This is a genomic window from Marivivens marinus, from assembly GCF_035969385.1.
Taxonomy (GTDB): Bacteria; Pseudomonadota; Alphaproteobacteria; order Rhodobacterales; family Rhodobacteraceae; genus SELP01.
The window spans coordinates 69988-94021 of sequence record NZ_JAYKKJ010000009.1; the positions used below are offsets into that span (position 1 = coordinate 69988).

Consider the following 24034-nt stretch of genomic DNA (forward strand, 5'->3'; position numbering starts at 1 on the left):
TAGCGACAGAATTGGGCAAGAATATGGTGCTGTTGCGGAATGGGAAACAATTTTCAGGGCGGCGGCAGGCCGCGCCGCCCCGGTGTTTTCCCTAGCTGGCCTTCTTCTTGGCCGCGGCTTTCTTTGGCGCGGCCTTTTTCGGGGCGGCCTTCTTCTTGGTGCCCTTCTTGCTGGCCTTTTCATTGACCAGTTCAATCGCCATTTCCACCGTCACTTCGGCCGGGTCCACGTCTTTGGGCAGGGTCGCGTTGACCTTTTCCCATTTCACGTAAGGCCCATAGCGGCCGGCCATCACGGCCATCGCGCCGCCGTCCGGGTGGTCGCCCAACTCTTTCAGCGGTGCGGCGGCGGTGCGGCCACCACGCGATGCCGCCTTTTGCGCCAGCACTTCCACGGCACGGTTCATCCCGATGGTGAACACCTCGTCCACCTCCTTGATATTGGCATAGACCTTGCCGTGTTTCACGAAGGGGCCATAGCGGCCGATCCCGGCCTCGACCATCTCGCCATCTTCCGGATGCGGGCCAACCTCGCGCGGGAGGCTAAGCAGCATAAGCGCCTTTTCCAGATCGATTTCAGAGGGTTGCCAGCCCTTGGGCAGGCTGGCGCGGGGCGGCTTGGGCTGATCCTCGGTCGGCTCTCCACGCTGGACATAGGGGCCGAACCGGCCATCGCGCAGGCTGATCGGGTCGCCATTGTCATGGCCGAGCAGCTTTCCGTCCGGCCCGATGCCCTCACCCTCGGCGCCCGGTGGGCCGAAGGGGCGGGTGTAGCGGCATTCGGGGTAGTTGGAGCAGCCGATGAAAGCGCCGCCGGACCGGGCGGTGCGCATCGACAACCGGCCCTGCCCGCAGTTGGGGCAGAGGCGCGGGTCGGTCCCGTCCTCAGTCGGGGGGAACAGGTGCGGTTCCAGCACCTCGTTGATCTTTTCCAGAACGTCGGTGATCCGCAGTTCCGCGGTTTCCGCCAACGCGGCGGAAAAATCACGCCAGAAGCGGCCCAGCACGTCCTTGTAATTCACGTCGCCCGCGCTGACCTCGTCCAGCTCGTTTTCCAGACCGGCGGTAAAGTCATAGCCCACGTAGCGGCGGAAGTAGTTTTCAAGGAAAGCAATGACCAACCGGCCCTTGTCCTGCGGGATCAGGCGGCCCTTGTCCTTGGTCACATAGTCGCGGTCCTGAATCGTGGTCACGATCGAGGCATAGGTGGACGGGCGGCCGATCCCCAGTTCTTCCATCTTCTTGACCAGCGTCGCCTCGGTATAGCGGGGTGGCGGCTGGGTGAAATGCTGTTCGGGGTCGATCTTCTGCTTCTTGGCCGGTTCGCCTTCGGACAGTTGCGGCAGGCGCTTGTCGTCATCATCGACAACGCTGTCGTCGCGGCCTTCTTCGTAGATCGCGATGAAGCCTTCGAACTGGACGACTTGACCGGTGGCGCGCAGCACGACCTGCCCATCGGCGCTGCCGATATCGACGGTGGTGCGTTCCATCCGGGCGGCGGCCATCTGGCTGGCGATGGTGCGCTTGTAGATCAGGTCATAGAGCTTGCGCTGATCCGCGTCGGAAATCTTCAGATCCTCGGCCGACCGCATCATGTCCGTCGGGCGGATACATTCGTGGGCTTCCTGCGCGTTCTTGGCCTTGTTCTTGTACATCCGCGGGCTGTCCGGCAGATAGTTGTCGCCGAATTTCGCCTTGATCGCGTCGCGGGCGGCCATCACCGCCTCGGGCGCCATGTCGATCCCGTCGGTCCGCATGTAGGTGATCAGCCCCGCCTCATACAGGCGTTGGGCGGCGGACATGGTCTGGCGCGCACCCATGCCGAACTTGCGGCTGGCTTCCTGTTGCAGGGTCGAGGTCATGAAGGGCGGAGAGGGGTTCCGGCTGACCGGCTTGGCTTCGACCGATTGCACGGTCAGGTCACGGCTGGTGATCGCCTGAACCGCCAGTTCGGCCTGTGTCGCGTCCTTGATGTCGTGTTTATCAAGCTTCTTGCCCGCCAGAACCGTCAGACGCGCTTCGAACTCGGCCCCGCGCGGGTTTTGCAGGATCGCCTTGACGGTCCAGTATTCCTGTGCACGGAAGGCCTCGATCTCCATCTCGCGTTCGACGATCAGGCGCAAACAAACCGATTGCACCCGGCCGGCCGATTTCGCGCCGGGCAGCTTGCGCCACAGGACCGGCGACAGGTTGAACCCGACCAGATAGTCCAACGCGCGGCGGGCCAGATAGGCCTCGACCAGCGGCGCATCGACTTGCCGGGGGTGCTTCATCGCCTCTTCGATGGCGGATTTGGTAATCGCGTTGAAGGTTACCCGGCTGACGGCAGTGTCCTTCTTGATCGCCTTGCGCTTGGTCAGGGTCTCCTGCAGGTGCCAGCTGATCGCCTCGCCCTCGCGGTCGGGGTCGGTGGCAAGGATCAGGGCGTTGTCATCTTTCAGCGCGTCGGCGATGGCCTTGACGTGCTTTTTTGAATCATTCGCCACCTCCCAGATCATTTCGAATCCGTTGTCGGGATCGACCGATCCGTCTTTCGGGGGCAGGTCGCGGACATGTCCGTAGGAGGCCAGAACCGTGTAGTCGGATCCCAGATACTTGTTGATTGTCTTGGCCTTAGCCGGGGATTCGACGACGACAACGGGCATGGGATTCCTTGGAAACTGGCTGGGTCACTATGGCGGCGGAACATGTGGGACGCCGGGGGGCATTGTCAATGTGCCCATCTGCCCAATGCGTCGGGGGGCGGTATTTTCCCCCTCCGTCGCGGCCAGTTTCGGGGTGTCGGGCCTAGTCCACCCGGGCCAGAAGCCCGCCTGCCTGCCGGGTGATCCGCCCATCAAGTTCAAGGTCGACCAGAACCGGGGCGACAGCGGTCGCCGGCGCCGAAAGATCGCGGATCAGCTGGTCTTCGGCCACGGGCGACGGGCCGAGCCGGTCAAGGATCAGCTGGTGCAGGGCCGCGGTCTGCCGCAGATTCCGCTTGGACGTGGACGGCGGCGTTTCGGGCCGGGGGGCCGGTGCCGCCTGAAGCGGCAGCGCAGGCTGGGCCGGGTCGCCAAGGGCGGCAATGACGTCCTCGGCCCCGCGGATCAGCGTGGCCCCATCGCGGATCAGCCGGTTGCAGCCTGCGGCCCGCGCATCGAAGGGGTGGCCGGGAATGGCCAGAACCTCGCGCCCCAGTCCCAGCGCGGCGTCAGCGGTGATCAGGCTGCCGGACCGCGCGGCGGCTTCCACCACCACAAGCCCCTGCGCAAGCCCCGCGATGATCCGGTTGCGGGCCGGGAAATGGCGCGCCTGCGGTTGCAGGCCCATCGGCTGTTCCGACAGGATCAGTCCCTGTTTGGCGATGTCATGGTGCAGGTCGGTGTTTTCGCTGGGGTAGATCACATCGACCCCGCCCGCGACCACGCCGATGGTGCCCAGTGGCAGGGCAGCGGCATGGGCGGCGGCATCGACCCCGCGGGCAAGTCCCGACACGACGACGAACCCGGCCTCTGACAGGTCGGTGGCCAGTTTCCGGGCAGTGCGGGTGCCAAGGGACGAGGCGTTCCGCGCCCCTACCATCGCCACCATCGGCCGGGACAGAAGCGCCGGGTCGCCCCGCGACCACAGCATCGGCGGCGCATCATCCAGCGCGGCCAACGCAGTGGGGTAGCCCGGTTCCCCCCGACAGATCAGCCGCGCGCCGGCGGCCCGCGCGGCGCGCAGTTCGGCGGCGATTACGCCTTCGGGGCAGGGGGCATAGTCGCTCACGCCAGCGGCACGGGCCACCCCGGGCAGCGCGGCAAGCGCATCCTGGGCGGTCCCGTGTTCGCTGAGGAGGCGATAGAATGTCATCACGCCGACCCGGCGCGAGCGCAGCAGGCGAAGCCACGAAAACCGATCATCTTCCGTGGTGGGTGGGAGTGGGGGGTGAGTGGAAGAAGGGTGTTCTTCGGTCATCCGTGTCTCCGCCTGTTGCTGATGACAGGTGTAGAATCGGAATGGTTAACCGGCGGTAAAGCCGAACCGCAAATGCCGAAAAACTTTGATGGGCCGGGTCAGGCCGCGGCCCCACCCACCGTCAAGCCGCCGATCAAAAGGCTGGGCTGGCCCACGCCCACCGGCACCCACTGCCCTGCCTTGCCGCAATTCCCGATGCCGGGATCCAGCGCCAAGTCGTTGCCAATCCCGCGGATTTGCTTCATCGCGGTGGCCCCGTCCCCGATCAGGGTCGCGCCCTTGACCGGGGCGCCGATCACCCCGTTTTTCACGCGGTAGGCCTCGGTGCAGGAGAAGACGAACTTGCCGTTGGTGATGTCCACCTGCCCGCCGCCAAAGCCCACCGCATAGATCCCGTCCTTCAGGTCTGAGACAAGGCTGGCCGGGTCGGCAGTGCCGCCCAGCATGTAGGTATTGGTCATCCGGGGCATCGGGATATGGGCATAGCTTTCGCGCCGTCCGTTGCCGGTGGGGTCGACCCCCATCAGCCGGGCGTTCTGCCGGTCCTGCATGTAGCCCACCAGAATGCCATCTTCGATCAGGACGTTCTTGCCCGAAGGCGTCCCTTCATCGTCCACGGTGATCGACCCGCGCCGGTCGGGGATGGTGCCGTCGTCCAGAACGGTAACACCCTTTGCCGCGACCTGCTGGCCCATCAGCCCGGCAAAGGCGGAACTGCCCTTGCGGTTGAAATCGCCTTCAAGCCCATGGCCTACCGCCTCGTGCAGCAGGATACCGGGCCAGCCGGGCCCAAGGACCACATCCATCACCCCCGCCGGGGCGGCTTCTGCATCAAGGTTCACCAGCGCGATGCGCAGCGCCTCGCGCACCTGCGGCTCCCACGTATCGCGGCGGATCAGGCCGGACAGGTCGGTGCGCCCGCCGCCACCGGCGCTGCCGGATTCGCGGCGTCCATCCTGTTCGACGATCACCGAAACATTCAGCCGGGCCATAGGCCGGGTGTCTGTGACCAACTGCCCGTCGGGGCGCAGGATCACCACCTCTTGGTGCGATGCGGCGAGATTGGCCGACACCTGCACGACGCGCGGGTCAAGACCGCGGGCAAAAGCGTCGATCTCGCGCAGGACATCGATCTTGGCGGGGAAGGTCGCGGCCAGCATCGGGTCTGCGTCACTGTAAAGCTTGCGGTTGGTCGCCTTGGGGCCGGGGGCCATGACCCCGCCACCATCCCCCACGGCCAGCCGCGCCGTGGCAACTGCCCGGGCCAGGCTGTGATCGTCCAGCGTGGTGGAATGGGCATAGCCCGCGGTTTCGCCTTTCACCGCCCGCAGGCCGAACCCTTCGGAGGCGTCGAAACTTGCCGTGCGCAGGCGGCCATCGTCAAAGGCCAACATTTCCGACTTGCGGCGTTCAAGGAACAATTCGCCGTCATCCGCTCCCGCGGTCGCCTCCTGCACCCGTTTCAGGGCGGTGTCGAAGTCCAAATTCGTCTCGAACGGGCGGAACGGGTCTGTTGTCATGGCGTTTTTTCCTGTGCGCGGCGTTGATCTGGGTCAAAAAGCGCCCTTTTGCCGCAATTGGAGTTCTTGAGTTGTCTGTCAGGATATGGGACATGCTTTCCCGGATACAACGGGATTCCATGCCCTTCTGTCGGCATGGCTGTCTCAGGGACGCGGCGAAGATGCCGATAAGAACAGGGTATGACATGCGACTGACCAACCTCGTCTCCAAGCTTTCGGCGACCGCCGGGCTGATTCTCGCCGGCGCTGCCGCCTCTGCTCAAGACGTGACGCAGGACCTGCCGATCGTCGGGGCCCCGATTGAACAGGGCATCGGGTTCCAGCCCGCCGCGACCGAACTGGCCCGCGACCTGCAGTGGCTGGACGGGCTGCTTCTGGTGATCATCACCTGCATCACGCTGTTTGTCGTGGCGCTGCTGGCCTATGTGATCCTGCGCTACAACAGCCGCATGAACAAAACGCCCGCGACTTTCACCCATAACTCGCCGCTGGAAGTGGCGTGGACCATCGTTCCGATCGTCATTCTGGTCTTTATCGGTGCCTTCTCGCTTCCGGTCCTGTTCAAACAGCAGGAAATCCCCGAAGGCGACATCCACATCAAGGTGATCGGCTACCAGTGGTACTGGGGCTATGAATACACCGACGAAGGCATCGCATTCGAAAGCTTCATGCTGCAGGAAGACGAGATGGAAGAGTTCGGCTACACTCAGGCCGAATACCGTCTTGCCACCGATACCGCCGTTGTCGTCCCCGTGGGCAAGACCATCGTGATGACCGTGACCGCTGACCCGGCAGGCGTGATCCACTCCTGGACCATCCCGGCCTTCGGCGTGAAGCAGGACGCCGTGCCGGGCCGCAACGCCCACCTGTGGTTCAACGCCGAGCAGGAAGGCATTTTCTTCGGTCAGTGTTCCGAACTTTGCGGCAAGGACCACGCCTATATGCCGATCACCGTGAAAGTGGTCAGCGAAGAGGCCTATGCCGAATGGCTGGCCGCGAACGGCGCTGGCGCCTGATCGTGACACGGGCGGCCTGATACCCGGGCCGCCTGCGACGCCTTGGCGCGCTGACCTTCGGGCTGGCGCGCTATCTTCACCGGGGACAACCCCCGGATAGATGGACAGGACATGACCGACGCAAGCCTGCAAGACACGACCTACGAGGCCAGCATGGGTGATTATTTCGCCCTGTTGAAGCCGCGCGTGATGTCGCTTGTGGTCTTCACGGCGCTGGCGGGCCTGTTCGTGGCCCCGGTGCCGGTGCATCCCTTCATTGCCTTCGTCGGTATCCTTTGTATCGCTGTCGGGGCAGGGGCCTCTGCCGCGCTGAACATGTGGTGGGATGCTGATATCGACCGGATCATGAAGCGGACCGTGGGTCGCCCGATCCCGTCCGGCCGGGTCCAGCCGGAAGAGGCGCTGGCCATCGGGCTGGCCCTGTCCGGCTTCTCGGTCGTGCTGCTGGGGCTGGCTGCCAATTGGCTGGCCGCCGGGCTTTTGGCCTTTACCATCTTCTTTTACGCCGTGGTCTATACGATCTGGCTGAAACGCTCGACGCCGCAGAACATCGTGATTGGCGGGCTGTCGGGGGCGCTGCCGCCGATGATCGGCTGGGCCGTGGCCACCGGGACCGTCACAGTCGAATCGGCGCTGATGGTCGCACTCATCTTCATGTGGACCCCGCCGCATTTCTGGTCGCTGGCGATCTTCGTGAAGTCCGACTATGGCCGCGCCGGCGTGCCGATGTTGACCGAAACCCACGGGCGGCGGGTCACCCGCAATCATATCCTTGGCTACATGGTCGCGCTGGTGCCGGTATCGCTGGCCATCGCATTCACCTCGATCGGCGGCCCGATCTACCTTGTGACCGCCGTGGCGCTGAACCTGTGGTTCGGCAAGGCCTGCTACGACGTCTGGGCCCGCAAGTCCGAGGGCGAGGCCGAGGCGGATCGCTTTGCGCTAGAACGGCGCGCGTTCAAAGTTTCGCTGGCCTACCTCTTCCTGCACTTCACCGCGCTGATGGCCGAGGCCGCGCTGCGTGGCGTAGGCTTTGGGGGCTGGTAAGATGGCGATCAAGGTCGAACATGAACTGCACGAACGGCGCAAGGGCCGCAACATCGGCCTGCTTTTGCTGCTGATCGGCTTTGTCGGGATCGTCTTTGGACTGACCGTGGTCAAGGTACTGCAACTGGGCGAGGCGGGAAAGTTCGAACGCTTTGACCATGTCGCCCGGCCACAAATTGAACCTGCAACTCAATCGACGGAGGGCTCTGAATGAAAATGTTCGGAAAGACCGTTGAAGGGCCGCAGAAGACCGTGCTGCAACTGGTCAGCGTCGTGTTGCTGATGGGCGGGCTGGCCTGGGCATCGGTGCCGTTTTACGACTGGTTCTGCCGGGTCACTGGATTTGGCGGCGTGCCGAACGTGGCCGAACAGGGCAGCGACGTTGTGCTGGATCAGGAAATCACGATCCGCTTCGATGCGTCGATCGAACGCGACATGCCCTGGACCTTTGAACCGGCCCAGCGGGAAATGACCGTGAAGATCGGACAAACCGCGCTGGCCTTCTATCAGGCGACGAACACGACCGATGTGCCGGTGGCCGGACAGGCGGCCTATAACGTCACGCCCTATCAGGCGGGGCAGTTTTTCGACAAGATCGAATGCTTTTGCTTCACCGAACAGGTGCTGCAACCGGGTGAATCGGTGATGATGCCGGTCAGCTTCTTCGTTGACCCGGCCATCGTGGACGACCGCGAAGGCAAATACATCCACACGATCACGCTGGGATATACTTTCTACCAGATCGACCTGCCGGAAGAAGAACAGCAGGCCGCTTTGACAAACGTGGCGCCAGCCGCCATAGAAACGAACTAGGGACCAAGCCGCAGGGAACGACCGACATGGCTCACGAAAAGAACCACGACTACCACATTCTACCGCCTTCGATCTGGCCGTTCACCGGCGCTGTCGGGGCCTTCATCATGCTGTTCGGCGCCGTTCTGTGGATGTCTCCGCAGCTGTCGGACGAGGCGCGCAAGCCCTACTTCTTCCTGATCGGGCTCGCGCTGGTGCTTTACACCATGTACGCGTGGTGGGCAGATGTGGTCGCCGAGGGTGAAGGCGGCGTGGACCATACCCCGGTCGTTCAGATCGGCCTGAAGTATGGCTTCATCCTCTTCATCATGTCCGAGGTGATGTTCTTCTTCGCCTGGTTCTGGAGCTTCTTCAAACACGCCATGTACCCGATGGGGCCGGAAAGCCCGGCGGTTGATGGTGTCTGGCCGCCCGCAGGCATCGAAACCTTCGATCCGTGGCACCTGCCGCTGATGAACACCCTGATCCTGCTTCTGTCCGGCTGTGCCGCGACCTGGGCGCACCACGCTCTGGTGCATGAAAACAACCGGCGCGACATCAAGCAGGGGCTGATCCTTGCCGTTGGCCTTGGCGTGCTGTTCACCTTCTTCCAGGCCTACGAATACAGCCACGCGGCCTTTGGCCTGTCGGGCAACATCTATGGCGCCAACTTCTTCATGGCGACCGGCTTCCACGGCTTCCACGTGATCATCGGCACCATCTTCCTGCTGGTCTGCCTGATCCGCGTGCAGCGCGGCCACTTCACCCAGCAGCAGCACGTCGGCTTCGAGGCCGCCGCCTGGTACTGGCACTTCGTGGACGTTGTCTGGCTGTTCCTCTTCGCTGCCGTCTACATCTGGGGCGGCTAAGCAGGCGCGGGGTTGACCCCGCCCCCGCTTTGACAAACAACATCGGACGCGCGGGGACAGCCCCGCGCGTTCCCTTTTGAGAAGACAGGAGAAGCGGCCATGCGGCGCTTGTTCTTCCCGGTCCTGATGGGCGCTACCGGCTGCGCGGTCCTTCTGTGGCTTGGCACCTGGCAATTGCAGCGGCTGGACTGGAAACTGGACCTTCTGGCCATGATGGACGCGCGGATCGCCCAGGATCCGGTGCCCTTGCCGGACAATCCCGACTATGACACCCAGAACTACCTGTCGGTCCGGATGACCGGCACGGCGGTCGGGCCGGAACACCGGGTGTTCACATCGGGCACCGCGATGGGGATCGGCTACCGGATCATCACCGCCTTTGAAACCACCGACGGGCGGCGCGTCCTGCTGGACCACGGGCTTTTGCCCGAGGACCGCAAGGCCGAACCGCCGCTGCCGCAGGTCGACGTGGTTAACGAGGTGACAGGCAACCTGATCTGGCCGGACGACAAGACCTCCTCGACCCCGGACCCCGACCTTGCCAGCAACCTTTGGTATGCACGGGACGTGGCCGCCATGGCCGAAGTTCTGCAAACCGAAGAAACAATGGTCGTTTTGCGGACCGCGTCGCACCCGGACCCGCGTTTGACGCCGCTGCCCGTAGACACGCGCGGGATCAAGAACGATCACCGCGAATATGCCATCACATGGTTTCTCTTGGCTCTGGTCTGGGCCGTGATGACCTTGTATCTGATCTATCGCATCCGCAGGGACGAAAACTAATGCGCTATATCTCGACCCGGGGTCAGGCCCCGGCGCTGACCTTCGAAGAGGCAATGATGACCGGGCTGGCCCGCGACGGAGGGCTATATGTGCCCGAAACCGTGCCGACCCTGACCAAGGACGAGATCGCGGCGCTGGCAGGCAAATCCTATGAAGAGGTGGCCTTTGCGGTCATGCGCCCCTTCATCGGCGACACCTTCACGGATGCGGAATTCAAGGGGCTGATCGACGCCGCCTATGCGGGCTTTGGCCATGCCGCCCGTGCGCCGCTGGTGCAGCTTGCCCCGAACCATTTCCTGCTGGAACTGTTCCACGGCCCAACGCTCGCGTTCAAGGACTTCGCGATGCAGTTGATCGGCCAGATGTTCCAGGCCTCGCTGACCCGGTCGGGCAAGCGGATCACCATCGTCGGCGCGACATCGGGCGATACCGGGTCCGCCGCGATCGAGGCGTTCAAGGGCCTCGACAACGTCGATGTGTTCATCCTGTTCCCGCATGGCCGCGTGTCCGAGGTGCAGCGCCGCCAGATGACCACGCCCGCGGAATCGAACGTGCACGCGCTGGCGCTGGATGGCGACTTTGACGATTGCCAGGCCGCGCTGAAGGATATGTTCAACGACTTCGCGTTCCGGGACGAGGTCGGCCTTGCCGGGGTCAATTCGATCAACTGGGGCCGGGTTCTGGCGCAGGTGGTCTATTATTTCTCTTCCGCCGTCAGCCTTGGGGCGCCGCACCGCACGGTCAGCTTTACCGTTCCGACCGGCAATTTCGGGGACATCTTCGCGGGCTACATCGCCAAGCGGATGGGGCTGCCGATTGACCGGCTGGTGGTCGCCACCAACCAGAACGACATCCTGCACCGGACGCTGGAGACCGGCGTCCAGAAGAAACAGGGCGTCACCCCCTCGATCAGCCCGTCGATGGATATTCAGGTCTCCTCCAACTTCGAACGCGCCCTGTTCGACGCCTACGGGCGCGATGGCGGGGTGGTGGCCGAACAGATGGCCGACCTGAAGGACAAGGGTGAGTTTCACGTCAGCCAGGGGGCCTATGACTGGCTGAAGGAACAGTTCGACAGCGGCCGCGCCTCGGAAGAGGAAACGCTGGCCACGATCCGCGCCGAAAAAACTGCCTCGGGCGAGGTTCTCTGCCCACATTCCGCCGTGGGCGTGAAGGTGGCCGAAAGCTTCCTGTCCGAGGTGCCGATGATCACACTGGCCACGGCGCACCCGGCCAAGTTCCCCGACGCGGTGGAACAGGCCTCCGGCATCCGGCCCGCCTTGCCGCCGCGCATGGCCGACCTGTTTGACCGGGACGAACGGGTGACTCGCGTTCCCAATGACCTTGGCGCGCTGACCGCGCTGATCCGCGAAAGGCGCCGCGCTTGACCGTCCAGCTGCACACGCTTCCCAACGGCCTTCGGATCGTGACTGAAAACATGCCGGGGCTGAAATCGGCCTCGGTCGGGGTTTGGGTCATGGCCGGGGGGCGGCACGAACGGGCCGAACAGAACGGGATTGCCCATTTCCTTGAACATATGGCGTTCAAGGGAACCAAGACCCGCAGCGCGCTTCAGATCGCCGAACAGATCGAGGACGTGGGCGGCTATATCAACGCCTATACAAGCCGGGAAACCACCGCCTATTACGCGCGGGTGCTGGAAGAGGACGTGCCGCTGGGCCTTGACCTGATCGCGGATATCCTTGTGAACCCCGTCTTCGACCCCGCCGAAATCGAGGTCGAACGCGGCGTGATCCTGCAAGAGATCGGGCAGGCGTTGGATACGCCCGACGATATCGTGTTCGACTGGTTGCAGGAAGCGGCCTATCCCGATCAGCCGCTGGGCCGGACGATCCTTGGCCCGGTCGAACGGGTCCGGGCCTTTACCCGCGATGACCTCGCAGGCTTCGTCGGGGAACGCTATGGGCCGGACCAGATGATCCTGGCGGCGGCGGGGGCCGTCGACCATGACGCGATCGTGCGGCAGGCCGAAGCGCTGTTTGGGCATCTGCCCCGCGTTCGTGCGGCGGACAGGGCCGTGCCGGCCCTGTTCAAGGGCGGCGAACACCGGGTGCTGAAGCCGCTTGAACAGGTGCATTTCGCGCTGGCCTTCGAAGGGCCGGATTACCGCGACCCGATGATTTTTGCCGCGCAGATCCATTCCATCGCCCTGGGCGGCGGTATGTCGTCGCGCCTGTTTCAGGAAATCCGCGAACGGCGGGGCCTGTGCTATACCATCTTCGCGCAGGCCGGGGCCTATGACGACACCGGCATGACGACCGTCTACGCGGGCACATCCGCCGAACAGATCGCCGAACTGGCCACCATCACCGTGGATGAAATGAAGCGCGCCGCCGAGGACATGACCGAGGCCGAGGTCGCCCGCGCCCGCGCCCAAATGAAGGCCGGGATGCTGATGGGGCTGGAAAGCCCGTCGAACCGGGCCGAACGGCTCGCGCGGATGCTGCAAATCTGGGACCGCATTCCGAGCCTTGAGGAAACCGTGGAAAAGATCGACGCGGTGACCGTCGACGAGGTGCGGCGGTTCGGCGAAGACCTTGTCGGGCGAGTGGGTACGGCACTGGCCGTCTACGGCCCGGCAGAGGCCGCACCGCGGCTGGAGGAGATCCGCGAAAGGCTTGTCGCCTGATGCTGGGAACGCGGCGCAAGGTTCGGATCGAAACCGAACGGATGACCCTGCGCCCGCCGATGCATGGCGATTTTCGGGATTGGGCCAACCTGCGCCGGATCAGTCGCGATTTCCTGACCCCGTGGGAACCCACTTGGGCGGACGATCACCTGAGCCGCAAGGCCTTTACCAACCGGGTCTATTGGGCGCAGCGGTCGATCAACAACGGATCGGCGGTGCCGCTGTTCCTGATCCGGCGCGAGGATCAGGCGCTTTTGGGGGCGATCACACTGGACAATATCCGGCGCGGCCCGGCACAGGCGGGCACCACCGGCTATTGGATCGGCGAACCCTACGCCCGCCACGGCTACATGCGCGAGGCGATCACGGCGCTGGTCCACTATGCCTTTACCACCCTTGACCTGAGCCGGATCGAAGCGGGCTGCCTGCCGGAAAACACGCCATCGCGCAGCCTGCTGGAAAGCTGCGGCTATAAATACGAGGGCGTTGCGCAAAGCTATCTTCAGATCAACGGACGCTGGCGCAATCACGTGCTTTACGCCAACCTGCGCCATGACCGGCGCGGTAAGACCGGGGTCGGGCTGGCCTGAGGGGGTGGTGGGTTGAAACCCACCTTACGAAGGGGCGCTGCCCCTTTGGCCCGTTCCGGGCCATTCACCCCGGAGTATTCCGGCGGTTTGGAAAACAAGACACAAGCCTCGCTTTTGCGTTCGAGCGGAGCGAGAGGCAGCGAAAGGAATGCATTATTCCGAACCGCCGCCGGGCAAAATGAGAGTGGGGGAGTAAGGTGGGTCTTGACCCACCCTGCGCGAGAGGGCGGACAGTATGCTGAACCCGGCGACGGCAGAGTTTGTTGACGGCCTGGCGGCCCGCCTTGCGCCCGGTGCGCTGCGCGAAGGGGCCAGCTATTTCGAGGAACCGCGCGGCCGCTGGCAGGGGCAGGGTTTCGTCCTAGCCCCCGCAAATACCGATGAGGTGGCCGAGATTGTCCGCGCGTGTGCAGCGGCGGGCGTGGGGGTCGTGCCCTACGGCGGCGGCACCGGGTTGGTGGGCGGGCAGATCCTGGCCGATGGCCCCGCGCCCGTAGTCTTGTCGCTGGAGCGGATGACCGCCATTCGCGAAGTTCTGCCCAGCGAAAACGTCCTGGTGGTCGAGGCAGGCGCGATCCTGGCCGATGTGCAGGCCGCCGCCGCGGCGGTGGACCGGCTGTTTCCCCTGTCCCTTGCATCGGAAGGGTCGGCGCGGATTGGGGGGCTTCTGGCGACCAATGCGGGCGGGGTTAACGTGCTGCGCTATGGCAATGCCCGGGCGCAGGTTCTGGGGCTTGAGGTGGTGACGGCGCAGGGCGAGGTCTGGAACGGCCTGACCCGGCTGCGCAAGGACAACACCGGCTATGACCTGCGCGACCTGTTCATCGGGTCAGAAGGCAGCCTTGGGATCATCACCGCCGCCGCGCTGCGCCTGTCGCCCCGGCCTGCCGCCCATGGGGTGGCGATGCTGGCGGTGCCGGATCCGGCGGCGGCGCTGGACCTGCTGGCGCTGGCGGGGGCGCGGGTCGGCGAAACCATTTCCGCCTTCGAACTGATCCACCGGCAGGGCACCGACTTCCTGTCCGAGGTCGGGCCGGAGGTGACCCACCCCTTTGCCGAGCAACCCGATTGGATGGTGCTGATCGACCTTGGTCTGCCAACGGGCATTGTGCCGGTCGATGTTCTGGAAAGCCTCTTCGCCGAGGCGTTTGAGGCCGGGATCGTCACCGACGGGGTCGTGGCCAGTTCCGACGCGCAGGCCGCCGCGCTTTGGTCGATCCGGGAATCGATCCCGCTGGCCAACCGCCGGATCGGGTCGATCTCGTCCCATGACGTGTCCGTGCCCCTGTCGCTGATCCCCGAGTTCATTGACCGGGGCGGGCGGGCGTTGGCCGCGCTGGGCGACTTCCGGATCAATTGTTTCGGGCACCTTGGCGACGGGAACCTGCATTACAACGTGTTTCCACCCAAGGGTCGGGACAAGGCGGAGTATCTGGACCAGCGCGAGGCCATCAAGACATGTGTCCATGACCTTGTGCATGACCTGGGCGGATCAGTCAGCGCCGAACACGGGGTCGGGCGGCTCAAGGTCGGGGACCTTGAACGCTATGCCGATCCGGTAAAGCTGCAGCTGATGCGCCGGATCAAGGATGCGCTGGACCCCGCCGGGATCATGAACCCCGGCGCGGTGGTGCGGGCGAAAGGCTAGACGTTGAGCAGCAGGTGTTCCCGTTCCCACGGGCTGATCACCTGAAGGAATTCCTCGTATTCGGTGCGCTTCACGATGGAATAGACCCGGGCGAATTCCTCGCCCAGAACCTCATGCATTTCTTTCGCGCCTTCGAATACGTCCAACGCGTCGCCCATGACGCGGGGGATATCTTCCTCTCCGTCATAGGCATCACCCTTGAACTGCTTGTCGGGCCAGCATTCGTTCATCATCCCAAGATAGCCACAGGCAAGCGACGCGGCGATCCCAAGGTAGGGGTTGCAATCCATCCCGGCGAGCCGGTTTTCGATCCGGCGGCTGGCGGGCCCGGACAGCGGCACCCGGATACCGGTGGTGCGGTTGTCACGCCCCCAGGCCAGGTTGATCGGCGCGGCGTGGTCGCGGACATAACGGCGGTAGCTGTTCACATAAGGCGCCAGAACCGCGATGGCCGAGGGCAGGTATTTCTGCATCCCGCCAAGGAAGTGGAAGAAGGCATCGGTCTCGCCGCCTTGTGGCCCCGAGAAGATATTCTGCCCGGTTTCGATATCCACCACCGAATGGTGGATATGCATGGCGCTGCCCGGTTCTTCGGCAATGGGTTTGGCCATGAAGGTGGCGAAACAGTCGTGGCGCATCGCCGCCTCGCGGATCAGGCGTTTGAAATAGAACACCTCGTCGGCCAGTTTCACCGGGTCGCCGTGCAGCAGGTTGATCTCCAGCTGGCCGGCGCCGCCTTCCTGGGTGATGCCGTCAATCTCGAACCCCTGCGCCTCGGCGAAATCATAGATATCGTCGATCACCGGGCCGAATTCATCGACGGCGGTCATGGAATAGGCCTGACGCGCGGCGGCGGGACGGCCCGACCGGCCCATCATCGGCTCGATCTTCTTGGCCGGATCAAGGTTCCGGGCGACAAGGTAGAATTCCATTTCAGGGGCGACCACGGGTTCCCAGCCCTGCTTGCGATACAGGTCCACCACGCGCTTGAGCACGTTGCGCGGGCTGTAGGGGATAGGCTTGTCCTTGCGGTCATAGGCGTCGTGGATCACCTGAAGCGTCCAGTCCCCCGTCCAGGGCGCGGCGCTGGCGGTGGACATGTCCGGTTTCAGGATCATGTCGCGTTCAATGAACCCTTCCTCGCCCGCGGCTTCACCCCAGTCACCGGTGATGGTCTGGTAGAAGATGGAATCGGGCAGGTGGAAATAGGGTTGCTTGCCGAATTTCGAGGCCGGAACGGCCTTGCCCCGCGCGATGCCGGGCAGGTCCGAGATGATGCATTCTACCTCGTCCAGACGACGGTCCGTCAGGTATTCCTTGGCCGCGTCGGGCAGTTTTGATGTCCAGTCGGTGCTCATGGGTCAGAGCTTTCTTTCCTTGAAGAACCGGGCGATGCGCTGCGCGAAGGCGGCGTTGTCGACGGGCCGGTCCGTATTGTCGATCGCCGCGTCCAGCAGCGGGTCGGGCACGACACCCCGACCGCGGGTTTCGGCAAGCCCCTTCACAAAGCCCGGCTCAAACTCCGGGTGGGGTTGCACGGTGAAGGCGCGGGTGTCGTAGACCAGCGCCGCGTATTTACAGAAATCGTTGCTGGCGCAGACCTCGGCCCCGTCCGGAATGGCGGTGACCTGATCCTGATGCCATGCGTTCAGCGCGACCGTTTCGCCGCCCATGTCGTATTCGGTCCGGCCCACGGCCCAGCCGCCCGCGAATTTCTCGACCTTGCCGCCAAGGGCCTGCGCGATGATCTGATGGCCAAAGCAGACCCCGACCATGGGGACGGCGGCGGCAAAGGCGCTGCGGATGAACTCCTCCAGCAGGGGGATGAACGGCAGGTCGTCATAGGTCCCGTGCCGCGACCCGGTGATCAGCCAGCCGTCACAGTCCTGAACGCCCTGCGGGAATTCCATATCCACGACGGAATAGACCGCCGTGTCGAATCCCCGTTCGCCCAGCATCTTTTCAAAGAACGATCCGTAGTCGCCCCAATCATCCTTCAGGGCGTCGGGCGAATGCCCTGCTTGCAAAATACCGATCTTCATGGGTCACCGATAAGGTTGTCAGGGGTCAGGTTACGCGCGCTTGTGATTTGCCACAAGCGGCTGTCAAACCGTGTCGAGGTAGAGGTCCAGCTTTTCGTTTGGGCTAAGCTCGCGGAAGTAATGCAGCTCCTGCCGCTTGGTCAGAACGAAGTTCTGGATCAGCTGTTCCGGAAGGATCCGCTTGGCCAGTTCGCTTTCTTCCAGCGCGTCGATCGCCTCGGCCCATGTGGCGGGGATCTGCGGCAGATCCTGTTCATAGGCATTGCCGGAAATCGGTGGTGGCGGGGTCAGCCCGTCTTCGATCCCGATCAGGGCCGATCCCAGAACAGCGGCAAGGAACAGGTAGGGGTTCACGTCGCCCCCGGCGACCCGGTGTTCCACGCGGCGCCCGGCGGGGCTGCCGCCCGGCACGCGGACACTGGCGGTGCGGTTTTCATAGGCCCAGCAGACCCCGGTCGGCGCATGGCTTTCGGGGACCAGCCGGTCATAGCTGTTGCCGTGCGGGGCGAAGATCAGCGCCAGATCGGGAATGCCCTTCAGACAGCCTGCAATCGCCTGCCGCAAAAGGGGCGTGCCTTCATGCGTGCCGTCGGCGAACAGGTTTTTCCCGTCCTTGTCGATGACCGAGAAATGCACATGCATCCCGTTCCCGGCATAGTCTTCATAGGGTTTGGCCATGAAACTGGCGGCCATGTCGTGTTTCCGCGCCAACCCGCGTACCAGCATCTTGAACAGCCACGCATCGTCGGCGGCGCGCAGGGCGTCATCCACGTGGACAAGGTTGATCTCGAACTGGCCAAGGCCGACTTCGGACGTCGCGGCCTCGGTCTCGATCCCCATGGCGTCGCAGCCATCGTAGAGATCGTTGAAGAAGTTGTCGAAGGCGTCCAGCGCCCGCAGCGACAGGATTTCCGCCCCGGGACGGCGCTTGCCGGACCGGGGGGAAGCGGGCTGCTGAATTTCGCGGCCGGAATCGTCGACGAGGTAGAACTCCATCTCGGTCGCCACGACCGGGGTCATGCCAAGCGCCTTGTAGCGCTCGACGACCATGGCCAGCGCATGGCGGGGGTCGCCGCCAAAGGGCTGGCCATCTTCGGTATACATCCACAAGGGCAGCAGCGCCGAAGGCGAATTCAGCCAGGGCATCGGCACATAGCCCCGTTCGGTCGGTTGCAGCACGCCGTCGGGGTCGCCGATTTCAAAGACGAGGGGGCTGTCTTCGACATCCTCGCCCCAGATATCAAGGTTCAGCACCGAAAGGGGGAATCGCATCCCCTCTTCTTCGATCTTGCGGGCAAAGCGGATCGGGATCCGTTTGCCGCGCGCCTGTCCATTCAGATCCGCCGCCCCGGCGCGGATGCTTTTGTATTCCGGGTGGGCGTCAAGCCAGCTTGTCATGGTCTCACCTATGGGGGACCAGGGCACGGTGGCGAATGGATGCGGCGACAGCGCGTCGCGCAGACAGTGCGGCCATGCCCTTGGCCCAATTATTATGATCAAATTTTTGAAAGCCGGTTGTAGCGCCTGACTGCCCGCGTTTCGTCAAGAATCGCGGCGGTTCGGGATCACCGGAAAAATTTGATCATATGTTGGATACTCTGGCGACAGCGGGGCAGGCAAGCGAAATCTTTCGCCCCGCTGCGCAGGTCAGCGGATCAGGTTCATCCGCAGGCGCATCTTTTGCCGCCGTTCTTGTGGCAGGTGCCGGTTCAGCCGCTTGTTCACACGGCCGAAAATGGTGATCACCGTCAGGGTCAGCAGGATGAAATAGAAGGCCAGGATCGGGTAGGGGACGAAGGGGTTGAACGTCTTGTCCGCGAAATAGCTGGCATAATACAGCGCGTCGCCCCGCTGCCCCCATGTCGGAAAGCCCGAGAACGACACCAGCGCCGTGGCATGGAACAGAAAGATCGCTTCGTTCGTATAGGCGGGCCAGGCAAGGCGCAGCATGGTGGGCCAGATGATCCGCTTGAACCGGGGCCAGCCGGACAGGCCATAGGCATCCGCCGCCTCCACATCACCCTTGGGCACAGCCCGCAGCGCGCCATAGAATATCTCGGCCGAATAGGCGGATGTGTTCAGGATCAGCACGATCAGCGCCCCGGCCTGCGCGGCGGTCAGCCACGGCATGATCCCGGCCTGCTTCAGGCTCAGGAACAGGAAGTAGGCAAAGAAGAACTGGATGAACAGCGGCGATCCCCGGAACACGAAGATGAACCATTCGGCGGGCTTGCGCAGCCAGCGGTTGGTCGATCCCTTCGCCACCGCAAGGGCAGAGGCAAAGAAGAACCCGATCCCGATGGCAAGGACGCCGTAGTAAAGGTTCCAGATCATCCCCGACCCGATCAGCGTGAATTGCTGGCACAGGGTGAAATCGTCCCGCGGCAGCAGCCGTTCGCCGATGCCGATGGACCGCAGGGCGTAGGCGTTGATCGTTTCCCAGCAGGTCATCATGTCGCTGCCTTCCGCATGGCTTCGCCGCCGATGGTGGCCTGCCCGTGGGTCAGCCGCATGGTCAGCCGGTCAAAGGCGATTTCAGAGACGCGGGTGAAGGCAAGGTAGAAGACCAGCAGCCCAAGGAAATACCAGATGCGCCAGTCGCCGTGCGGGTAATCGGTGAACCGTTCGTTGATGGACCCGCCCAGTTCGCGGGCCCAATAGACGATGTCCTCGACCCCCAGAAGGAACAGAAGCGGCGTCGCCTTGATCAGGATCATCCACAGGTTCGACAGACCGGGCAAAGCATAAAGCCACATCTGCGGCACAAGGATCCGGCGGAACACCTGGCGGCGGGACATGCCATAGGCCTCGGCGGTTTCAAGCTGGGCGCGGGGCACCGCTTGCATCGCGCCATAAAGAACGTTGGCGGCAAAGGCGCCAAAGACGATGGCAAAGGTCAGCACCGCAAGGAAAAAGCCATAGGTTTCATGCACCCATTGGGGCGCGTTGCCCAAGGGCAGCTTGGCCGCGGCGCAGACGATGAAATCGTTGCCCTGCCGGATCGGTTCTTCCCAGTCGGGGCATTTGATCCGGTGACGGATGTATTCGAACAACTGGTCCAGCGCGATCACGAAGAACAGGAAGAAGGCGATATCGGGCACGCCCCGAACAATTGCGATATAGGCCTTGCCGAACCAGCGCAGCGGGGCAAAGGCGCTGCGGGCGGCACTGGCCCCGCCAAATCCGAACAACAGGGCGGTCGGCGCGGTGATGGCCAGAAGGACCAGAACCGTCAGGAACGACCAATAGAAATTCATGTGCTTGCCCGTGGTCAGGTAGCACGAAAGCCACTGGATGCGGCCGAGGGTGTCGGGTTCAACGCAGAATTCGAACATGGGCGTCCATCACGTCCATCAGGAAAGACCCCCGCGCTGGATGCGCGGGGGTCGCTTGGGGTCTTACCAGGTGCTGGCGACTTCCCACTTTTCGATCAGCGCGTTCAGCGACCCGTCGTCCTTCATGGACTGGATCGCCGCGTCGAGGGCGGCTTTCAGCTCGCCATCGGATTCACGCACGCCGACGCCGACACCGCCGCCGATCATCTCGGAGCGCTCCAGCATCACCAGCCCGTCCTGACCCACGAAGGGATCAAGGAAGGCCTTGTCGGCCAGAACCGCGTCGGCCTCGCCGTTGCGGACCGCGTTCACGGTTTCCTCGGGCGTCGGGAATTCGACAAGGGTCCAGCCCTGTTCGGCGACATAGGCGGCCTGAATGGTCGCAGCCTGCGCGGCGATCACGGCGCCGGTCACGTCAAGACCCGCGTCCATCGCAAGGTAGGACGACGGATCCGGCGGGGTGTAGGCCTGGGTAAAGTCGATGACCTCGTCGCGTTCGTCGGTGATCGACATGCCCGCGATGATGGTGTCGTAGTTGCCGGACACGAGGTTCGGGATGATCGAATCCCACTCGTTGGTGACCCATTCACAGGTCAGTTCGGCGCGGGCGCACAGCTCGTCACCCAGTTCACGCTCGAACCCGTCAACCTCGCCGGCGTCATTGATGAAGTTCCACGGAGGGTAGGCGCCTTCGGTGCCCATGCGGACAACGCTGTGGCTTTCCGCATAGGCGGCCCCGGCGGCAAAGGCCGCGATCGCCGTGGAGAGCATAAGTTTCTTCATGGTTTTCTCCCAGTTGGTGTTGATCTTCAGGGTCAGGCCGGAACGGTGGCGGACAGGAACTGCCGCAGCCGGTCGGTCTGTGGGTTGCCGAACAGGTCGGCGGGGGCGCCTTCCTCTTCGATCTTGCCCATGTGCAGGAACACGACGTGATCCGAAACATCATGGGCCATTCGCATATCATGGGTCACGATGATCATGGTGCGGCCCTCGCTGGCCAGATCCTTGATCACCTTTACAACTTCCTGTTCCAGTTCCGGGTCCAGCGCCGATGTGGGTTCATCGAACAACAGGGCCTTGGGTTCCATGCACAGGGCGCGGGCAATCGCGGCGCGCTGCTGTTGGCCGCCCGAAAGCTGGGCCGGGTAGGCATCGCATTTGTCGCCGATCCCCACCTTGGCAAGGTATTTCCGGGCCGCTTCCTCGACCTCGGCCTTGTCGCGGCCAAGGACGGTGACAGGCGCTTCCATCACGTTTTGCAGGATGGTCATATGGGACCACAGGTTGAACTGCTGGAACACCATCGACAGGTTGGTGCGGATGCGGATCATCTGGGCATGGTCGGCGGGATGGCGGTTCAACCCGCTGCCCCCCCATTTGACCGGCTCGCCGCAGAACAACACATCGCCCTGCTGGCTGTCTTCCAGAAGATTGGCGCAGCGCAGAAGCGTGGATTTGCCGGACCCGGACGATCCGATCAGCGATACCACATCGCCTGCATTGGCCTTGATATCGACGCCCTTGAGCACCTCAAGCGACCCGTAGGATTTGTGCAGGTCGCGGATTTCGATCACGGGTGTTTCTGTGGTCACGGTCGGCAGCTCTTCCCTGTTCAGGGGCTGAGTAGGGCGGAATTTCCGCCACTTTGCAACGCCCTTTGTGGCTTGACGCTAGGTCGCTTTGCCCGAAACGGCAAGCCCGACTTGCCGATCCGGCACTTCCCCGGGCGGGGTCGGCAGGGGGATGTCATAGGCGCTGTCGGGCAGGGGAACGAGGCCGCGCAACCGCAGGGTGTCGCGGTGTTCAGACGGCAGGGCGGCGATCGCCTCGGCAATGGCCGCGAAATAGGGGGCCGGGTCCTGCCCCGGGCGGGTGACGAAGGTCATGCCGGGGGTCGCGTCCGTGGTGCCGATGACCCGAAGCCGGGGGACTAGCGGATCGTCGATCTGCCCCTGCACCCAGAAGGTATGCGTGTCGATGGCGGCAATATCCGCGCGACCCTCGGCCACGGCCTCCATGCTGTCGCGATGCGATCCGGTGCGGATGTGCGGGGCAAACTGGAACCCCCGCGCGGCGGCCCAAAGCTGGGGGGCGCCATAGCCAGAATTGGACAGGGGTTCGTTATAGGCCAGCCGGTAGTCGGCGCAGGAGGCCGGGTCGGTGGCCGGGTCATCCGCCCGGACCACAAAGACCGAAGTGTAATAGCCGGGATCGACGCCCGGAATGCCATAGTCCGCCGCCCCGATCATCGTGACCTTACCCCGGAACCGGGCACGCCACGGCAGGTTGCAGATCTGCGACAGGACAAGATCGGGCCGGGCCCAGCCGTCCACATGGCCGGTGTCGCGGTCCAGCGTGTCGGGGGCGGCGATGCCCCGGTCCCGCAGACCATCCCGGATCAGCGCCCAGAGGGCATCATGCGCCGCGGCGTGCTGCGGCCGGTCATACATCGGAAGCGCGGCGTACATCAGGCGGGCCGCTCCAGCGACAGGCGGATGCGGTTGCTGTCCTGATCGCTGACGCCCAGCATCGGCGCGACCATGCGCATTAGCTGGTCCTCATGCTCCTCACGGATTCCATCGGCCAGCACGATGCGCCACAGCGCCTCGATCACCGCCTCGCGGTCCTCGTAGGGGACCGCATCCTTGATCGCGCGGGTGAACCGCACCGTATCGGGGGCGTCATGTTCCAGCGCCTCGGCCTGCGCCCGCAGTTTGGCCGCCTCGACCGGGTTCAGATCGTAGCGGGCGGCGATCATCCGGTCGATCAGGGCGATCTCGCCCACCTGATAATCCCCGTCGGCCTTGGCCAGCCGCACCAAAAGGGCACAAAGGGCAAGCCGCGCGTCCGTGTCGGGCAGCGGGGAAGGGGCGGGGGCCGTCAGGCGCTTGAGAAGATCAGCGAACATGTCAAAGACATAGGCCAGCAATCCCGCGCGGGGAAGGGGCAAGGCCGCCCGGCATCACAAAGACGCGAACAGCCCCGACAGCCGCGCCAGTTCCGCGTCCAGCCCATAGGGCGGGTTCACGATGAACAGGCCCGACCCGACCATTCCGTGGCCCTCGCGGGCCGGGGGAAAGGCGACCTCGTGCCGGGTGCCACCGGGGATCGCCTGTTCCAGTGCCGACAGCATCGGGGCGTGGCGACCATCGCGCAGGATCGGATACCACAGGATCAGCACGCCCACCGGCCATTTGCGATGCACCCGGCGCAGGAATTGCGCCATCGCGTCATAATCGGCTTTCACCTCGTAGGACGGGTCCACCAGAAGCACGCCCCGGCCCGGATCGGGCGGCACGGCGGACAGGATCAACTCAAGCCCGTCGCGCTGGTCGATCTGGGCGCCAAGGCCCATGACCTCGCGCAGGGCGGCAACCTCCTGCGGGTGCAACTCGGCAAGGCGCAGGCTGTCTTCGCCGCGCAGAACCTCTGCCGCGATCAGGGGCGATCCGGGATAGGCGCGGGGCCCATGGGTGGCGCGGATGGTCGCAAGGGCGCGGGCAAAGGGATGATCCGGGGCGAACCAGCCCAGCCGGTCCACCACGTCGATGCCCGCCGCCGCCTCGCCGGTCTTTTGCGCTTCGACCGCGTCCAGATCATAAAGCCCCCGGCCCGCGTGGGTTTCGAAATAGGACAGGGGTTTCGGCTTTTGCCCCATGTAATCCAGCACCCAGGCGAGAGCCGCGTGCTTGTGCACATCAGCCATGTTCCCGGCGTGATAGGCGTGTTGATAGGACAGCATGGCCGGGGCCTTTCGGGTCAGGTGGGTCAAGACCCACCTTACGGGGTCTGCGCCGGGGG

Annotated in this window: 23 protein-coding genes; 10 read left to right on the plus strand and 13 right to left on the minus strand. The window is 64.0% G+C overall.

Annotation, left to right across the window (positions count from 1 at the left end; genetic code table 11):
- Positions 1–91 precede the first annotated feature (91 nt).
- The 3 genes from topA to tldD form a co-directional block, all read right to left on the minus strand.
- Positions 92–2644 carry a type I DNA topoisomerase gene (gene topA / locus U3648_RS13850; protein WP_420859827.1) on the minus strand — a complete coding sequence of 851 codons (2553 nt, stop codon included), beginning with the start codon at positions 2642–2644 and terminating at the stop codon, positions 92–94.
- 142 nt (positions 2645–2786) lie between these two features.
- Positions 2787–3941, minus strand: a complete 1155-nt coding sequence (dprA, locus tag U3648_RS13855; protein WP_420859828.1) for a DNA-processing protein DprA — start codon at positions 3939–3941, stop codon at positions 2787–2789.
- 98 nt (positions 3942–4039) lie between these two features.
- The gene (gene tldD, locus U3648_RS13860) at positions 4040–5461 is read right to left on the minus strand and encodes a metalloprotease TldD (protein ID WP_420859829.1); all 1422 of its coding nucleotides are present in this window, start codon (positions 5459–5461) and stop codon (positions 4040–4042) included.
- Positions 5462–5646: 185 nt separating this feature from the next.
- Between tldD and coxB the strand changes: the two genes are divergently transcribed.
- The 10 genes from coxB to U3648_RS13910 all read left to right on the plus strand — a co-directional run bounded on the left by coxB (position 5647) and on the right by U3648_RS13910 (position 14856).
- The gene (coxB, locus tag U3648_RS13865; RefSeq protein ID WP_420859830.1) at positions 5647–6477 is read left to right on the plus strand and encodes a cytochrome c oxidase subunit II; all 831 of its coding nucleotides are present in this window, start codon (positions 5647–5649) and stop codon (positions 6475–6477) included.
- Positions 6478–6588: 111 nt separating this feature from the next.
- Positions 6589–7524, plus strand: a complete 936-nt coding sequence (cyoE, locus tag U3648_RS13870) for a heme o synthase (RefSeq protein WP_420859831.1) — start codon at positions 6589–6591, stop codon at positions 7522–7524.
- 1 nt (position 7525) lies between these two features.
- A complete protein-coding gene (locus tag U3648_RS13875; protein WP_420859832.1) occupies positions 7526–7738 on the plus strand; it encodes a hypothetical protein in 213 nt (70 codons plus the stop codon).
- Complete coding sequence (locus U3648_RS13880) at positions 7735–8337, plus strand: cytochrome c oxidase assembly protein (RefSeq protein WP_420859833.1); 603 nt, start codon at positions 7735–7737, stop codon at positions 8335–8337. Before U3648_RS13875 ends, U3648_RS13880 begins: the two co-directional genes overlap by 4 nt.
- Before the next feature lie 26 nt (positions 8338–8363).
- Positions 8364–9185, plus strand: a complete 822-nt coding sequence (locus U3648_RS13885; RefSeq protein ID WP_420859834.1) for a cytochrome c oxidase subunit 3 — start codon at positions 8364–8366, stop codon at positions 9183–9185.
- A gap of 99 nt (positions 9186–9284) precedes the next feature.
- Positions 9285–9968, plus strand: a complete 684-nt coding sequence (locus tag U3648_RS13890; protein WP_420859835.1) for an SURF1 family protein — start codon at positions 9285–9287, stop codon at positions 9966–9968.
- The gene (thrC, locus tag U3648_RS13895) at positions 9968–11356 is read left to right on the plus strand and encodes a threonine synthase (protein WP_420859836.1); all 1389 of its coding nucleotides are present in this window, start codon (positions 9968–9970) and stop codon (positions 11354–11356) included. The genes U3648_RS13890 and thrC overlap by 1 nt, the downstream gene beginning before the upstream one ends.
- Positions 11353–12618, plus strand: coding sequence for a M16 family metallopeptidase (locus U3648_RS13900; protein WP_420859837.1), 1266 nt, complete (start codon positions 11353–11355; stop codon positions 12616–12618). Before thrC ends, U3648_RS13900 begins: the two co-directional genes overlap by 4 nt.
- Complete coding sequence (locus tag U3648_RS13905) at positions 12618–13208, plus strand: GNAT family N-acetyltransferase (protein WP_420859838.1); 591 nt, start codon at positions 12618–12620, stop codon at positions 13206–13208. The genes U3648_RS13900 and U3648_RS13905 overlap by 1 nt, the downstream gene beginning before the upstream one ends.
- A gap of 235 nt (positions 13209–13443) precedes the next feature.
- Positions 13444–14856 (plus strand): FAD-binding oxidoreductase, encoded by a 1413-nt coding sequence (locus U3648_RS13910; protein ID WP_420859839.1) that lies wholly within the window; start codon positions 13444–13446, stop codon positions 14854–14856.
- Here the strand turns inward: U3648_RS13910 and U3648_RS13915 are convergent.
- The 10 genes from U3648_RS13915 to U3648_RS13960 form a co-directional block, all read right to left on the minus strand.
- Positions 14853–16214, minus strand: coding sequence for a glutamine synthetase family protein (locus tag U3648_RS13915; protein WP_420859840.1), 1362 nt, complete (start codon positions 16212–16214; stop codon positions 14853–14855). The genes U3648_RS13910 and U3648_RS13915 overlap by 4 nt on opposite strands.
- A gap of 3 nt (positions 16215–16217) precedes the next feature.
- Entirely contained in the window at positions 16218–16898 is a 681-nt protein-coding gene (locus U3648_RS13920; RefSeq protein WP_420859841.1) for a type 1 glutamine amidotransferase, read from the minus strand.
- Between the two features lie 63 nt (positions 16899–16961).
- Complete coding sequence (locus U3648_RS13925) at positions 16962–18296, minus strand: glutamine synthetase family protein (RefSeq protein ID WP_420859842.1); 1335 nt, start codon at positions 18294–18296, stop codon at positions 16962–16964.
- A 249-nt stretch (positions 18297–18545) separates the two neighbouring features.
- Positions 18546–19349 carry an ABC transporter permease gene (locus U3648_RS13930; protein ID WP_420859917.1) on the minus strand — a complete coding sequence of 268 codons (804 nt, stop codon included), beginning with the start codon at positions 19347–19349 and terminating at the stop codon, positions 18546–18548.
- Positions 19349–20233: an ABC transporter permease gene (locus tag U3648_RS13935; protein WP_420859843.1), complete on the minus strand. Its 885-nt coding sequence runs from the start codon at positions 20231–20233 to the stop codon at positions 19349–19351. The genes U3648_RS13930 and U3648_RS13935 overlap by 1 nt, the downstream gene beginning before the upstream one ends.
- A gap of 63 nt (positions 20234–20296) precedes the next feature.
- Entirely contained in the window at positions 20297–21016 is a 720-nt protein-coding gene (locus tag U3648_RS13940) for a transporter substrate-binding domain-containing protein (protein WP_420859844.1), read from the minus strand.
- 32 nt (positions 21017–21048) lie between these two features.
- Positions 21049–21825 (minus strand): ABC transporter ATP-binding protein, encoded by a 777-nt coding sequence (locus U3648_RS13945; RefSeq protein ID WP_420859845.1) that lies wholly within the window; start codon positions 21823–21825, stop codon positions 21049–21051.
- Between the two features lie 78 nt (positions 21826–21903).
- Positions 21904–22701 (minus strand): phosphate/phosphite/phosphonate ABC transporter substrate-binding protein, encoded by a 798-nt coding sequence (locus U3648_RS13950; protein WP_420859846.1) that lies wholly within the window; start codon positions 22699–22701, stop codon positions 21904–21906.
- Entirely contained in the window at positions 22701–23141 is a 441-nt protein-coding gene (locus tag U3648_RS13955; protein WP_420859847.1) for a tellurite resistance TerB family protein, read from the minus strand. The genes U3648_RS13950 and U3648_RS13955 overlap by 1 nt, the downstream gene beginning before the upstream one ends.
- Before the next feature lie 54 nt (positions 23142–23195).
- Complete coding sequence (locus tag U3648_RS13960; protein WP_420859848.1) at positions 23196–23975, minus strand: 23S rRNA (adenine(2030)-N(6))-methyltransferase RlmJ; 780 nt, start codon at positions 23973–23975, stop codon at positions 23196–23198.
- Positions 23976–24034 lie beyond the last annotated feature (59 nt).